Origin of the sequence: Parashewanella curva (genome assembly GCF_003675895.1) — a bacterium.
Classification (GTDB): domain Bacteria; phylum Pseudomonadota; class Gammaproteobacteria; order Enterobacterales; family Shewanellaceae; genus Parashewanella; species Parashewanella curva.
In genome coordinates this window covers 53,980-69,241 of the sequence record NZ_ML014771.1, presented here as the reverse complement: position 1 = coordinate 69,241, position 15,262 = coordinate 53,980, and the positions used below count along the sequence as shown (strand labels likewise).

The 15,262-nt window shown below is 39.1% G+C and carries 10 protein-coding genes; 3 read left to right on the top strand and 7 right to left on the bottom strand.

From position 1 onward, the window contains the following. Positions 1-280: 280 nt before the first annotated feature. A complete protein-coding gene (locus tag D5018_RS09105; protein WP_121838695.1) occupies positions 281-1,510 on the bottom strand; it encodes a sphingomyelin phosphodiesterase in 1,230 nt (409 codons plus the stop codon). Between the two features lie 453 nt (positions 1,511-1,963). Here D5018_RS09105 and D5018_RS09100 point away from each other — a divergent pair, with 453 nt between their 5' ends. Both D5018_RS09100 and D5018_RS09095 read left to right on the top strand, forming a co-directional pair. Further along, complete coding sequence (locus D5018_RS09100) at positions 1,964-5,398, top strand: hypothetical protein (RefSeq protein ID WP_121838694.1); 3,435 nt, start codon at positions 1,964-1,966, stop codon at positions 5,396-5,398. Positions 5,399-5,536: 138 nt separating this feature from the next. Beyond that, on the top strand, positions 5,537-6,208 hold the full coding sequence (locus D5018_RS09095) for a hypothetical protein (RefSeq protein ID WP_121838693.1): 672 nt from the start codon (positions 5,537-5,539) through the stop codon (positions 6,206-6,208). A gap of 672 nt (positions 6,209-6,880) precedes the next feature. Here the strand turns inward: D5018_RS09095 and oleD are convergent. From oleD to D5018_RS09070, 5 genes are all read right to left on the bottom strand, one after another. Beyond that, entirely contained in the window at positions 6,881-7,921 is a 1,041-nt protein-coding gene (gene oleD, locus D5018_RS09090) for a 2-alkyl-3-oxoalkanoate reductase (protein WP_121838692.1), read from the bottom strand. Positions 7,922-8,214: 293 nt separating this feature from the next. Continuing rightward, complete coding sequence (oleC, locus tag D5018_RS09085) at positions 8,215-9,882, bottom strand: olefin beta-lactone synthetase (protein WP_121838691.1); 1,668 nt, start codon at positions 9,880-9,882, stop codon at positions 8,215-8,217. Positions 9,883-9,885: 3 nt separating this feature from the next. Further along, positions 9,886-10,794 (bottom strand): alpha/beta fold hydrolase, encoded by a 909-nt coding sequence (locus D5018_RS09080; RefSeq protein ID WP_121838690.1) that lies wholly within the window; start codon positions 10,792-10,794, stop codon positions 9,886-9,888. Positions 10,795-10,802: 8 nt separating this feature from the next. Further along, positions 10,803-11,852: a 3-oxoacyl-ACP synthase III gene (locus D5018_RS09075; protein WP_121838689.1), complete on the bottom strand. Its 1,050-nt coding sequence runs from the start codon at positions 11,850-11,852 to the stop codon at positions 10,803-10,805. A gap of 356 nt (positions 11,853-12,208) precedes the next feature. Further along, complete coding sequence (locus D5018_RS09070; RefSeq protein ID WP_121838701.1) at positions 12,209-13,432, bottom strand: methyltransferase; 1,224 nt, start codon at positions 13,430-13,432, stop codon at positions 12,209-12,211. Between the two features lie 53 nt (positions 13,433-13,485). On the opposite strand from D5018_RS09070, the gene D5018_RS09065 reads away from it, so the two are divergent. Beyond that, entirely contained in the window at positions 13,486-13,704 is a 219-nt protein-coding gene (locus tag D5018_RS09065) for a DUF1289 domain-containing protein (RefSeq protein ID WP_121838688.1), read from the top strand. A 328-nt stretch (positions 13,705-14,032) separates the two neighbouring features. Here the strand turns inward: D5018_RS09065 and D5018_RS09060 are convergent, their stop codons facing one another. Next, a complete protein-coding gene (locus tag D5018_RS09060) occupies positions 14,033-15,001 on the bottom strand; it encodes a hypothetical protein (RefSeq protein ID WP_133309268.1) in 969 nt (322 codons plus the stop codon). Positions 15,002-15,262 lie beyond the last annotated feature (261 nt).

The following is a 15,262-nucleotide window of genomic DNA, read 5'->3' as shown; positions in this document are numbered from 1 at the left end:
ACGTGATGTGAATTTCTTTGAAGTTCCATATACAGGATAATATAGACTGGGAACCGCCCAGTCTACACTATCCAGCACGGGGGCAAGCCCCCGAGATTTTCGCTCCGCTCGTTAAATATAGGTTTCACAACTCAACGACTTATTAAAAAAGCGTTGAATTGAAAAAATCAACTACCAACTTATTAATTTCCTCCTCTGTAATCTGAAATAAATTCTGTGTTTTTTATCAAAACTAAATTGATAAATAACAACGTGCCTGTTTAATCAAAATTCTGACACTTTAGTTTTGTGCTGGTGTTGCAAACTCAAACACCCCTTCAACAGCAAAATGATCGGATAAATCCCAGTAGTTCCAAAGTGAGTCAGTGGTACTTCTTGGAGCAATAACCTTTAAACTTGCAGAGATAGGTAACAGATGATCGTTTCCATACATCAAATAGTCAAAATAGGCTTGCACCGGATCTGCCCATTTATTAACACTTGTATCATAAGTGAGAGGGTAACCTGATGAATCGGGATGAGTAGCGTTAAGTGTTGTAAGCATCTCATCGTAATCCGCTTGCTGCTTATGCATTGCAATATTAAAGTCTCCTGCAATGATAATCGGTTCATCATCAGGTATACCTTGAGATTTAATAAACTGTGCAAGTTCTTTGACTTGTGACTTTCTTGCGTTCACTTCTTTATCTTTATCACCTGATTGTGTATGAGTATCAAAAATATGATATTTCTGCCCATTTTTATTAATTTCTACGTAAAGCCCCCCTTTCGAAGCAAAACACTGTAAACCGCTGCAAGAGTGATAAACAATAGATGACTGTTTTATAATAGGGTAACGAGAGAGGATATAAATACCAGCACTTAGTAATCTACCTGATTGTTTTACTTTCTCAGTCTGATAAGGATATTCACTTTTTAATGCACTGTGAAGCGCTTGCGTTGGTTTAACATCAAATTGCTCTTCAAAGGCTAGCACATCATAATTATGAAAATATTTAGGCATTTCATTAAATCGTTCTGAAACCTTCTTTGAACCATATATGCTCGTTCCCCAAAGGTTATAGGTTAATATCGATAATTTGTTTGCATCAGAAATAAATTGATTATTGGGCTGCTTTGTAATTGCGAAAGTTGGGACATTGTTGGTGATCTTTTCGGAAAGCTCATATAGATCATTCTGATTATGTATTTGTATTCGTCTTATCTCAGTTGAGTTAGACATAGGGATTTCATTGTTTGGCGTCTTTATGCCTGCCTGCACTTTTCCATCTTGGCCGACTTTGGCTATAAAGGACACATTCACGTTACCAATGGTACATTCTTTAGAGCTGAGGACATCTTTTATGATATAAAACACGCCTTCATGTAAAGCTTGCATCGAACATTGCTGCTGGGTAGTGTTATTTGCCAAGTATGTATCGTACTCTTGAGCTTCAGCAATATTAATTGACGAGAATAATAATAGTGAAAGATATGAAAAAACAACTAATTTCGGTAGTGCTAATTTCATTGCGAAATCTCCGATTACAAAATATTATTTAAGCTTCATAGATTAAATAGACCAACAAAAAACTAATCTTTAAGCATACTTTTTATTTTTTATTACCCTTAATATAAAATTCATTAACCATAATGGATATTACATACAAAACATGCTTACAACCCAAAATTAATAAAATTTAATTTTCATGAAACACATAAATATTATATATATTTATGTGTTAATTAGAATCTTATGTATTTCTCTTCATCCAATAATCTGTTATATGATATAACTAATTTTTAATTTAACAATATTAAGAGACATAGTTACAAATTAAGAGACATAGTTACAAACGGTCAAAAAATCATCAGCATACAATATCCAAGTATCCGACTTAGAATGTTCAAAATCATAAGGCCAAGAACGGCTCTCTAAATTTTCGCGCTTTTTTAAATACGCTAAGTTAAAGAGGAGCACAAAATGGGAACTGTATCACCTGAAATCGGTCAAATAACTGAACGCTTTGAATTTCCTAAACAAACTTATGCTCCTCCCAGGCCTAGCTGTGATAAGACATCAAGCAACTATGAGCTTTTATCGAATGAACACACCTATCCAGTACCTTTTACAGACCAAGCTCTCCAAAATTCAAGTACCTCATCAATCCCATCTAAAGAAACAGAAAGCATTAACTACAAAGCTTTGGCTTACCAAACTGCAAAATTAACCTTTGGATTCGGGGTCGGCACACTAATTACATATTTGGTAAACCCTGCTGCTGGGGTAGCCGTGGCGATTGCAACTCATGGCGGAGTATCAATCGCCACACGTATAGCCTTAACTCTGGACGCTAAATTTTTTCGTCATCAGGATGCAGAGGTGCCATATGATAATGACGATGGCTTACAATACTTTGATGCATTGGAAGAACAACCTTCAGAACTCGATAAGCAGCTTTCTCAGAATATTAGAACAGAAATCATTGCCAGTGTTGTGTTCGGAGTCTTTGGGTATGCAGTAAAAGGTACTCCAGCATTAAATTCCGCTTTGATGGTGACGGGAACACTGGGAGGCTCTAAGCTCGCTCATATTGTTCATTACAATGTGATGAAGTGGTTTGATGTAAATCCTAAAAGTTTAACTTATGCACTCACCGGAGAACCGATAAAATTTGTAGGAGGTCTAGCTGGAGGGACTTTTGGAAATTCTGTCGCTGATAGTATAAAACAGTGGTGGCATACTTCTGTTACCCTTGCGCCGGAACCACCTTTGAAAGCTTCTGATGAAGAGGTGAAATATAGACAACGTATGGATGAATTTGGAGCTATGCGTGACAAAATTCTGCAGCGTGATCAGACATCTAAGTCTAGCTATGATTCTAAAGGATTAGAAACACGTTCCCTCCCAGAACTGCCAATTGTAGATTGTGAAGAAAATCCTACATTCTTCTATCAGAATGGAACGCGTTATGTGTTAGGTACTAATAACTCACCACTTAAAATTAGTGATTCTGAATCGATGGCTTGTAAATATCCCTTTGGAAATGTTCATCCATTCTTTCCAGCTGATGAGTGTTACCAGCAGGTACAGTGCTCAAGTAGTGGTTTTGGTATAAAACTTAATATTAATAACTCACAATGTTTACCTAATAATGGTCACTCGCAATTTTGTCACTATACGTCTCACACTTGCTACAACATTTATACTCAGTCATGGAATTTAACCTGTAACCGAGCGTATGATTTTTTAAGCTTAGACTTTAGTCACTCCCCTACGTGTCTCGAGGGCATCAGAGCAACTGAAGCCGGTACCTTACCATTTTGTAAGCTAACAGATATCGAGCCTAACGAATTTCCAAAGGTAACATGTAACGAATACCAACAGGTATTTGAATACCAAAACATTACATTAGGTTTTCGTGCAAGCTATAGTGATTCGAATGCCTATTTAAGCAGCAATGCTGACATACGCGTGTGTAAGCCATATGTGCATCAAAGCAATAACTACTTCGGTTCTCCACACGCACATTGCTTTCAACAAGTTACGTGCACCAACTATGTAGACGGTTACGGTATACGCTTTAATAAAAATATAACGGGATGCGGTGGAGCCACCAGCTGTGGTGGTGATATACCACAATTTCATTGTTTATTAGAACCAAGCGATTCACTTCCTTGTGAGGTAGAACCAAATCCAATCAAGATATCTTATGAATCAACAATACTACCAACAACTCAATATCAAAGTTCACCTGCATCTTCAAGTACTCAGCAAACAAGTTCACACGATACCGCGTCAATAAACACGCAAACAGAATCTAGTTCAGTATTTGTAGAGCCTACGCCACCTTCGACTACCAGTGCCCAACAAACAAGTTCGCAAGATGCCACATCAATAAACACTCAAACTAAATCAAGTTCGATGCCTATAGAACCAACACCACCAGCGGTTTCTAGCACTCTTCCGGCTGCTTCTAAAACCACAAGTACTGTTCACAGCCAATCACTCAGCAGTCCTAGCTTTATAGATCCGACTCTTACCATAACAAGTCATACTCCTTTGACAGTGACACTTACTGATGCAGCAACCCGCATAGACACATCAGTAGTCTCACAACTACTGACATCACTGCCGAGTAATGTCAGTGCAACGATCACTCAGTTGCTAAGCCAAGCAACATCTGTAACATCTACACCAGTTAAAACTGCGACGCAAGATGGTGGTACAGTGTTCACAGGTGGAACCTTAATTATAATTTGCGTAGCAGGTATTTCCTTTTTCATACTCGTGGCATGTGGTGCTATTGTTGGCATATTTTCTTATAAACTACGGAATAGAAGCAAGGGTACAAATTTATCAAATGCAAACTTAAGATCTGATCTTTCTTTACGAGGGGCGCAGTTCAACCCGTTATATTTTCGTCCTGAGTCTGTCACAGGCGATTATAATGCCGCTAACAGATATCACCCAGGCCAGAGCAGTTTGTCTTATGAACATATCCAGCCACAAGTTGCTAACCCCAGTCAATCTCAACGTTCGCCTAACCCAAGTAACACTACAAGAATGGGATGGAATGATGAAGATATGCAAGAACCTCAGCAATCTAGACTACATAGGAATGAACCTCCTGTTGAATTTAATATAGCCTTCAGCTCAAGTGTTCCTCCTCCAGTTCCATTTGACTATCTTGTACCTTTAAGACATGAAGATAGACAGAGTGTTGCTGGGATTCAAAGCCAAGAAGGTGCACTGCAACCAGAGAGCACTTATCTAGGCTACCTTAGAGTTTTACCACCTGCTCAGCCTCAAGCTATAGCGAATGAACATCCTTGTACTTCATTAAATATTGCTTATGGCGCAATTAGTTCGGAACAAACCTCGACAGGAGATCCGGAGTCTTTTCCTAACGGATCTTCAGCTTCAAGGTTCGCAACTGAAAATATTTCAAGCATAGACAACCCCATTTATCATATAACTACTTCAAGCAATACACTTCCTTCCCCTATTGCGCGTCCTCCTTATACAGAGTCTGAAATACATGCACACAGGACTGGTTCTGTATCAAGTCTCGCGACAAGTGATGATGGTAGCTACATCCCACCAAGCGAATTTAGAGACCCGAATGCTAAACAAGAGCAATCAGGCCAATACTCTTTTTATTCAACACAACAGATACCTCCCTCTGCGGCTCCAGCCCAAGTCCCTCGCAGTTCAACTTTACCTCCTTCATTGGAAAATGAGTACGCAAAGGTTAGGTATCTTGCAGCTTCGAACATTATGAGCAGTAATTATGATCAGCTTCTCTCAACGCCTGACGATCAGCTTCCACCTTTAGCTATTGATTTCAAAAGAGAAGTGCTTAGAATTAAAACAGAGAAACTTAAAAGACGAGGCGAGAGAGCCCAAACAAATTAAGCTCAACTATATATTTTGAATACACCTAGGTTAACACTGCCTAAACTTTTAGAAATAGTAAGTTTGATATCATTATTATGAAGCGTGTTTAGCTTAGCGACTTTAATTATTACGCACACTGAAGAAAGTGAGATATTGATGTCTTTTCTATTAAAACTTTTTTCGAGTGCTCCACAGTTCGAATCTTGGAGCTATGAAAACAATCAATACACAGCTAAAGAATGTGCAGTTAGGGATTGCGGACTTGCCTATAGAGGAGACGGTCGTGATAAGGACGTCATTGTTGATTATGGTTTTAAAATTAGACAGTTTTCACCAACTAACTCCTTCGCTTTGAAGCTTAAAGATGTATTCCATTCGCCTTTTGGATCTCAGTTATATCTTGAGTCCATACCTCAAACAGCGGTATGTGCAAGTCAAGATGCAGCTGTTGCTACGCTATTCCCTATCTGGAATAAGTCAACAAATGTTTATGTATTTAGAGCGGTAAGAGCAATTCCACTGTATGAGACAATTAAAGAACTGGGTAATATAAAAAGCACTGGATTTATTAGTAGCCATATCATATCAGCATTAGAAATTGATTCTGATGAAGTGCCGCCGAAAGACATTCTTGGATATTGGAGAGTGACAAAGCAAAACTGTAGTGATGGCAGAACAAAAAGTTATGATGCATTTTTTTCTGACTTTCATCAATGTTGTGAGCACCTTTCGGAATATGAAAAATTAAAAATTGACCAAGTTTCGAAGCAAAGTATGACCCTCTTCGACGATACTATTAAAGATGTAATTTATTGGAACTGGTCTTGAACAATAAAATTTTTTCAGATTTAACCTGCTACAGCAGGCATTGTTACTGCTGTAATATTTAAAAAGTTTGACTTACACTCAGGCGGGAGTGAATTTACGCTTAAAATTGCTGTTAACGAGGCCTTTAAGCTTTCAGTTCACTGAACAACCTGTTCGTCAATTAAAAAATTATAAGGTAAATAGGAAACTGATTGATAGGATTCAGTTAGGTTATAGCTGCTTCCATATTATGACTAGCCTGATAAACATGACTCTGTCGTATGCGACATCTAATTGAATTTACGGATAGGAAACGTTTCATTAGTTTACTAACACCATGCAGATTATCATGAGGACTTATCTAGTCACCAAAATCCTATTTATCATGATGTTACGCTACCAACATACTTTCCCTAATTTAAATACCATTTAATACTAAATAATAATTTTGTGTCATTTTGCCTTTATCAATGAAAATTAGGATGTGTTTATCATACAGAACTAAATTTTGTGCTATTCAAATACTTTTCTGTTCAAGGCGAGAGCAACGAAGCTTAGTCATCTAAATTAGCCGTTCACAACACAGAACAGGAAGTTCTGAGACAGCGTAAATTGGATCACTTCTGCTGCATTATCGTTTGTTTATATGGAAAACGAAGTAACGACAGTTTTGTATGTCGGTCCAGCCACACTTCACAAACTCTGTTTTAGTCTTTCCATGCCCTCAGTAATTGAAATAATGGGTTGATAACCAAAATCTTCCTTTGCAGCACTAATATCATAGTAGTGAGAACATGACAATTGCTTTGCCACGAAACGAGTCATGATCGGTTCATCTTGCTTGTTAAGCAATTTATATATTAACTCTAAAACAACGCCAACAGAATAAGCTACTGCAACAGGAACACGTTTGGTTATAGGTGGTAATTGCACACAAGCTAAAATTTGATTAAGCATACTTGCCATAGTTACGGGCTCGTCATTGCTAACAAAATATGCTCTACCCGCACATTTAGAATCTTCTTCCGTTAACGCAATTGCAGCAAGAATGTGGCTATAAGCGGCATTATCGATGTATATAGTATCTACTAGCTTATCTTGTTTCCCTACCAACTTTAAACGTCCAGCTCTGCCACGTTCAATAACTCTAGGTACTAAATGAGGATCATTTGGCCCCCAAATCAGGTGTGGTCGAATTGCCACTGTTTTTAGATTTGCATCATTGGCACTTAAAACGGCTTGCTCGGCAATCGATTTAGACAAGCCATAATAATTCATAAATTGCGAAGCATAAGGGGTAGATTCATTTATGCCTTTTTCATCGTGACCATCAAAGGTCACACTAGGTGTGCTTGTGTAGACTATGTATTTGATACCGTTTGACTTACTAGCTTTAATTACGTTTTCGGCACCTTTTACATTGGGATTAAAGTAGCTTTCCTTACTCCCCCAAACCCCCGCTTTTGATGCAACATGAAAGACAAAATCACATCCTTGCATTGCTTTGGCTACTGTTTGTGGCTCAGCTAAATCTCCTTGTACCATGGTGACGCCAAGCTGTTCTAGTTTTGGATAGTTACCGCGAGCAAATCCCGTCACTTTAATACCAGCTGCAATCAAACGCTGACATATTGCAAACCCTAAAAAGCCACCAGCACCAGTCACAAAAACATGACTCACCTTTGATGCTAATTTTTCAAGCGCTTGTTGCTCAATTTCATGGAGTGTATTCATTATTGTCTTTCTGTTCGGTTTTATTTTATTGCCATCCACGCGAATTAAGAAATCTCACATCCTTTTTCTAAAGACACTAGATTCCTGTTTTCGCAGAAATGGCATTAATAATAGGTAAATTAATCAAACTGTTTATTGCTAGATTAGTCAGTAGACCTAGAAGGGAGTAATAGTGTGATAAGGAAACCGTCCGTGACAGGACGTCACGGTCGTCAGCACATGGATGTGCGCTTCTGTTGACGCTCACACTATTACTCCTTACGAAACGTTAAAAATTTCGAAATTGTATACAATTAACCAACCTTCTTCTGCGCCCAAACAGCCAACTTCTCTCGGAAAATCTTAGCGTTGTGTCTTACATCTACAGGAAAATCAGGGTGAGGTAAGAAATCCATAATCCCTTGAGTTTGTGAATGTTGTTCAGCTAGTTTCGTTAACTCTGCATAAATGAGTTTACTGTTGTGACAACCCTGCTCTTCTTTTAATTCAAGACAGACAAGAGGAGTAACTTTACCTTGAACTTTCACACCAACCAGTGCTGACCGCTCCACACTTGGGTGAGTATTGAATATTCTTTCACAGGGAATGGAATAATAACGTTTACTTTCAGTATCGACTCTATGCGCTTTACGACCGCACATCCAAAGTTTCCCATCAGCATCTAGGTAGCCCAAATCTCCCATTCGATGCCAGATCTTATCACCATCTTTAATTTTTGAAGCTTGAGTAGCCGCTTGTCTTCGATAGTAGCTTTGGCTCACTACATCTGCAGTAACTATGATTTCACCAATATGTTCAACACCGAGTTCATTAGCTTGAGCTAATTCATTAATGTCTTGCTCAGTAATATCAATAATTTTGATCTGCATTCCTGAAATTGGGCGACCAACACAGATACCAGCCCCATTATTTGTTTGCTCTTGCGTTTCAAATAATTCATCACTTGCTAGCATTGAAATTGGTAATGACTCAGTTGCACCATAAGAGTTAAGTACAGGAATACCATCATTTAGCATTTTACTAAAACGTTGAATTGCTTCAATTGTGACTGGCGCCCCAGCTGAAATCACTCGCTTTACTGATGGTAGTTTTTGACTCAGGGTTTCACCAGCTGCACCCAGCTTGTTAACTAAAGCAGGATTCGCAAACATATTAGTGCACTGGTAATCCTCAACAGCTTTAAATAAATGCTTTGGTTCCGCAGTAATTGGTTTACTAGCATCTATATCGGGCACAATAGACGCCATCCCCAATGCTGGACCAAATAGTGAGAACAAAGGAAACGTTGCTAGATCTTTCTCACCATATTCGATGCCATAGTCGTTTTTTAATGCCTGAATTTGCGCTTCAAACATTTTATGACTATAGACAACACCTTTTGGTACGCCTGTGCTGCCACTTGTAAACAAAATCGCGCACATTTCATCGGCATCTAACTCAGCCCTTTCAAAAGTGTATTTAGATTGCTGTTTAGCCAGAATAGTCGATAAGTTTGAGCTTGAAGTCAGCAGTGATTTCAACCCAGATAGTTTTGGATTGGCGATTGGAATATCAACATTAATAGAGTGCTTAACCGTTCCCTTCGCCCAACCCAAGAGTTTACGAGCGATATGCGCTTTTTCGATGCCAATAAATACATCAGGCTCAGCCTCTGCAAAGCATTGCTTAAGGTTTTTTAGTCCCATACCTGGGTCAACGATTACCGGAATAACACCGGCTTTAAACAAGGCAAAGGTAAGCTGAAAGAACTCTAAGCTTGGTGTTACCATCAACACCGCTTTCATGCCTCGAGTAATACCAAACTCGGTTAAGGCATTGGCAATCTGATCGCTTTTTTGATGAAGTTGAGAAAAGCTCAGCTCTTGGTAGTGGTACTTACCTTTACGGTATTGCTGAACCGCTACTGCTAGAGCATCAGGCTGCTCGACGGCAGCCAGTTTGAGATGTCGGCATAAGTTCATGGCTTAAGCCGCTTCCGATTCATTGGCAGCTGATGGCTCAGTGGTTTTCATAAATTGCGAAATATGACCTATGGCTTCATCGCTGGCATCTTCAAGAATATAGTGTCCACAATCGTGAAACTCATGGTAAACAGCACTTGGGAAATGTTGCTTCCATTGCTTCAAAAAGTGTTTATCGAAAACAAAATCTTTATGTCCCCAACACACCAGTATCGGTAAATGTGAGAAATGACTTAGACTGGCTGAAATTTCAGAAACAAAATCATAATTACGATCCGAAGGCGAAAGTGGAATATCCTGTACGAATCGCAAAGTCGAAATACGGTTATCCCAGTTATTAAAAGGGGCAACATAAGCTTCACGTACCGCTTTAGGCATAGGCTTACGCTTCACGCCCACATAAGAGGCAATACTCGAAAATGCATTAAAACCTCTAACCAATAAGGTTCCTAATAAGGTATTTCGACAAATCCACAGTGGAATTGGAAACATTTTACTTTTAGGAAGGTGAAACGCTGCAGTGTTTAGCAGCACAATGCGCTTGATGCGTTCTGGATAACGAGCCGCATAGCCCATACCTATCATTCCGCCCCAATCGTGTAGCACTAAAGTAATGTCTTCTTTAACGTCCAAGTGATCAAGCAGCGCTTCAAGATCATCAATACGTTGACTTAAGGTATAGTCGTAGTCGGTATCGTTTGGCTTATCGGATAACCCACAACCGATATGATCGGGCACAATACACTGATGTGTTTTTTGCAGCTCAGAAACAAGATTTCGATAGTAATAACACCAACTAGGGTTGCCATGAACCATAACCACTGGCTCACCTTCACCTTGGTTTAGATAGTGCTGCTTTAAGCCGTTTCGCTCAAAATAATGCCCTTTAAATGGCAGTAATTGTTCTAGCATTTTATTCCTTACCACTTTAAGCCAAGCATCATGCAGTTTAAGCCACTGCCAATACCTAAAAAGCTTACCTGATCGCCTTTTTTCAAAAAGCCTTGCTCATGTGCCAAAGCAGCAGATACAGGCAATGAGACAGTACCCATGTTTCCAAGTTTTTGATACGTCGGAAATTCTTTTTCAGATGGTATGTTAAGCGCACTTAATACTTGCTTACGATTAGATGCACCAACTTGGTGACATATCACCTTATCAACTTGCTCAACCAGCCAATCACGCTGGGTTAAGAAATGCTCCCAAGTGTGCTTCGCCAATTCTACGCCTTCTTTTAACAGTGCTACAGCATCAGTTTTCATAAACTCACGATACAAGTGCTGCCCTTTTTCCTGTAATCCCCATTGGCATAATTGGTGATGTTCAGGTGCAGACAAATGCGAAGCGCCCAACAATTGATGTTGACGTTCATTTTTTAAAGGCAAGCTGCCGTTAGTTAAAATCACCGCAATCGCACCAGAGCCTCCCGTTAAGGTTGCCAAAGATTGCGCAAAGTTTTGCATGGTTGGCTCATTCAGCATTTGATCTATGGTTGAATCAACAATATCTCTAGCAGACTCACACGACACCACCATACCCGCTTTAATTTGTCCGAGCTCGATACGATTCGCGATGTCTAAAATGCCCGATAACACACCCAAACATGCGTTACTGATATCGTAGACTGCCGTATCTTGAGATACACCAATGTTGGCTGCAATACGGCAAGCCGTTGCAGGCTCATGTTGATCACGGCATACACCTGTGTAAACAACAGCACCAAGATCACTCACATTGATTCCAGTTTCATCAATAGCTTTATGAGCAGCCGAAATTGCACCATCAGATAAACGGTGATTCTTTGGCCACCAGCGACGCTCAGCAATACCTGTTAATGCAGTTAACTGACCGATCGGAATGCGAAATTTTTGATATAAAGGGGCTAACCGAGATTCCAATTCGTTACTCGAAACAACAACTGGAGCCAATTCGTAAGCCAGGCTATTAATAAAAACCCGGGAGTATTTCATGCAATTATTTTGTTCAATTAAAACTAGCGCAACATTTCATCAAGAATTACGTCCAGTTGCAATATAAACTCATGCTTTTTGTCTTTATTGAGCAAAATCATAGGACGTGTTGAACTTTCAGGATTGAATTTTGTGCTATTTGAGCACTTTATATTCAAGGAGTGAGCAGTGAAGCTTAGCTATCTAAGTAAGCTGGTCACAACACAGAACAGGAAGTGCTCAAAAGCATCGAAGACAGCGTAAATTGGTCACTTCTGCTGCGTTATCGCTTGTTTATGTGGAATAACCACACTTCACAAACTCCGCCTTGCATAAGGTAACCAATTTATCGCTGCAAAAACAATCAAGAAAGATCATCACGTCCTAACGTTTGCTCGGATTAATTTGTTTCTAGGTGTTACATCAAAATGGCAAAACTCAGACAGTTCCACTTCATAACCCTGCTCTTGCAAATATAAACAGCGATCTAACAATAACCAATACTCAATGGCCTGTCTGAATAAATGAGCGACTAAATCTATCCGTCGAGTCAGTTTTTGCCTATGAACTCCCAATTGTTCAAAATGTTCAAAATTTATGTTTATTGGTAAGCAAAGCTGTTTTTGATCTGCCGCCCAAGAACAAAAATCTTTAAATGTTCCTGAAAGCTGCGCTTGTTTTATAGTCGGAATGGGAAGATAAGAAAGCCGTTGACGTACTTGTCGTTGCAAGCTATCGAAACCTAAGCGCCATGCCATTTCTTTGAGTCGCATTTTATTTTTTGCCTCATTCGCAATAACACTTTGCTGTAGCGGTAAACGTAGGTCAGTTTTAGATAACTGTAAGCCATATGATTTCGCTTGTTTTGATAATGCTTGATACTCTTCATCTTTTATTAGATGATAACAACATGGAGCAATAGTAATAGCTTTTACTTCCACTTCAGAAGCTTGTTTCAAAAGTTCTACATGTAGATCTCCGCAGGCATGAAGTGCTACGGCATGTTGGTTCTGTTTGAGTAGACTTTCACCCTCTTTAAAAGCATCTCCACATATATGTTGATGGTGGAGTTTAAATTTATCACTCAATAACTGACCTTGACGGCTTAAATCTGATTGCCACTCCAAGCTCGTAACCAGCCTATTGGTTCTAAATGCAAGTAGCCTACCCAAGTGACCTTTACCTGAACACCACTCTAGAAACGAGCTCTGTAACGAGCCTTGACTCATTACAGAGTCACTAAATAATGTTATTTGCTGCCACTTGCGCCCTTTTACTCCTGCTGATAATCGGCTTGGGTACTCTTTAACCTCAGTTTCTTCACTTTGTTTTAGTGCCGGAAAGCAAAGATACTTTAGTTCCCACTCAATGCCTTGTGAAATAAGGTCACGCTTTAGTGCAGGTAGCAATGATTCAACCAACAGGCGATGTTCTACATCTAATTCTTCTATTTGTTCATCAGAAAATGACCAAACAGCCTTGGCAAGCGCAGGAAATTCTCGCTCCCATGGCAGTGCATCGCATTCAAAGCTCGCCACTTGCCATAATGCTTTAGATTTAACTAGTAACCTATTTATTTCGAAAAAATGCTGTTCAAACAACTTAACTTCCTGCTGCTCTTCAATTAGTATTCCTTTCAAAAAGGAAAGAAAAAATGCAATCACCTTGTGTTGCTCGCTGCGGTTTAAATGACGATGATATATGCATGGGCTGCTATCGCCACATCACTGAAATTGTCAACTGGGGGCAATTTGATGATATAAAAAAGAGCGACATTTTAGCGAAAGTCACCCTCAGGAAACAAGAATTTATAGGGCAAGAAAATACTCAGATTTTGTCTCGTGAAAAGTGGTTGAAAGCAAAAGAACACTAGAGGCGGTTCCCCATTAAAGATTTTTTGATTTGTTAAAGCCTAAAATTTGCAAAATCAAGGCACGAAGAATGAAGTTTAGTGGGCTAAATGAAAGATGAATAACAAAGAGTTTGCAAATTTTAGACGTAACCCGAAGGGCTGCGTTTCTTGTTTGTTTAAACTACGTTGTCGAATGCTCGTGTAGAAACGAAGTAACGACAGTTGTGTCTGTCATTAATAACTACACTCCACATTTTCCGCCTTGTTTAACCTAAAAAATTAACAGCAGTCAATGTAATAACGACAGCTTTTTATGTCGGTCAATCAAAAATCTAATTGGGAACGGCATCTAGGAAAACATTAACCCTTTAAATAAGTTTTTTTCTCTGCGCACAGCTCTAATATCAGTTTTTGTACGAACGGGTATAGACGTAGAAGGTTCCTGTGCAAATCCTTTTAGGTTTGGTTCTTTATGAATGTCTTTGCCTTGAGCAAGTGTTACAGGCTTTGTTTCAACCATTTCAACTGGATTTCCATCCATTGCTAGTTGGCTGCAGAACAAATAACCTAATTCTGGAGATCCGCAAGGACTATCAGAACTTACATGGGGGTACTGCTCATCTAGATCTTCAGTAAGGGTTTTGTCTTCACTTTTTTCAATGGAACTGTACTTTAATTGGGCTTTCTTTTCATTTTGTAGAACGCCCCAGTTTAGCTCATTATCCCAATCAAAAGGATCATGTTTAGTTACCTGCTGAGAACAACCAAAACCAACAACATATTTAGCGTATTGTGTAGCTGAAACGGTTACCTTTGGAGTGGTTGGTTGTGAGACTGTTTGACGAGCCTTTGCTTCTTTTTTATGTTTGTTCCACTCAGCTATATCTATATGGAATACTGAATTTTTTGTACCGTCTTTATCTGCACCACCTCTCGATAAAGGTTCAGAAATGCTCCTATGAACGGAGGTGAGACGTGCAGATGCTGGCTTCAATGAAGGTTCAGCGCTTGATTGCAACGTTTTAAACTGCTGTAGTTTTTGATTCAGAATAAATTCTTCAGCCTTTTCTATAAAGCGAAAAAGATTTTTTACAATATAATCTTTTTCTGCTTGTACAGTAGTAAAGGCGTTATTTTCAGTATGAAAGTCCATATGTAATACCTTTACTTCCCGTCTAGATAAAAAAAGATCCAACCTATATTGATGGCCGTTGATTTTCAATAATATTTGACTTTGCTTTATTTTTCTCTGAGCGACTTGAAGTGCTAAACCATTCATTGCAGGTTGCATGTAACTAGAAACATTGCTTACAGCCAAAACTTAGACTCCCAAAATTATTTGATACGTAAAAGATCATAAATAAAAGCGAGTTAGATTCAATAAATCTAAAGCAAGATTAATTTGGAATTAGGCTTCCATGGAGGGCTTGGCAGGTTTTGGCTTCGTTCTAGAATGGTTAAACTTCAAACCCAAAAAGATACAAATTAGTGGACAAGGTAATAAAAACAACACTTCGAGATTGAGTGGCGCTCCCTTTAAAAATAAATAAGCGCAACCACCGTACATAACTACAGTGCC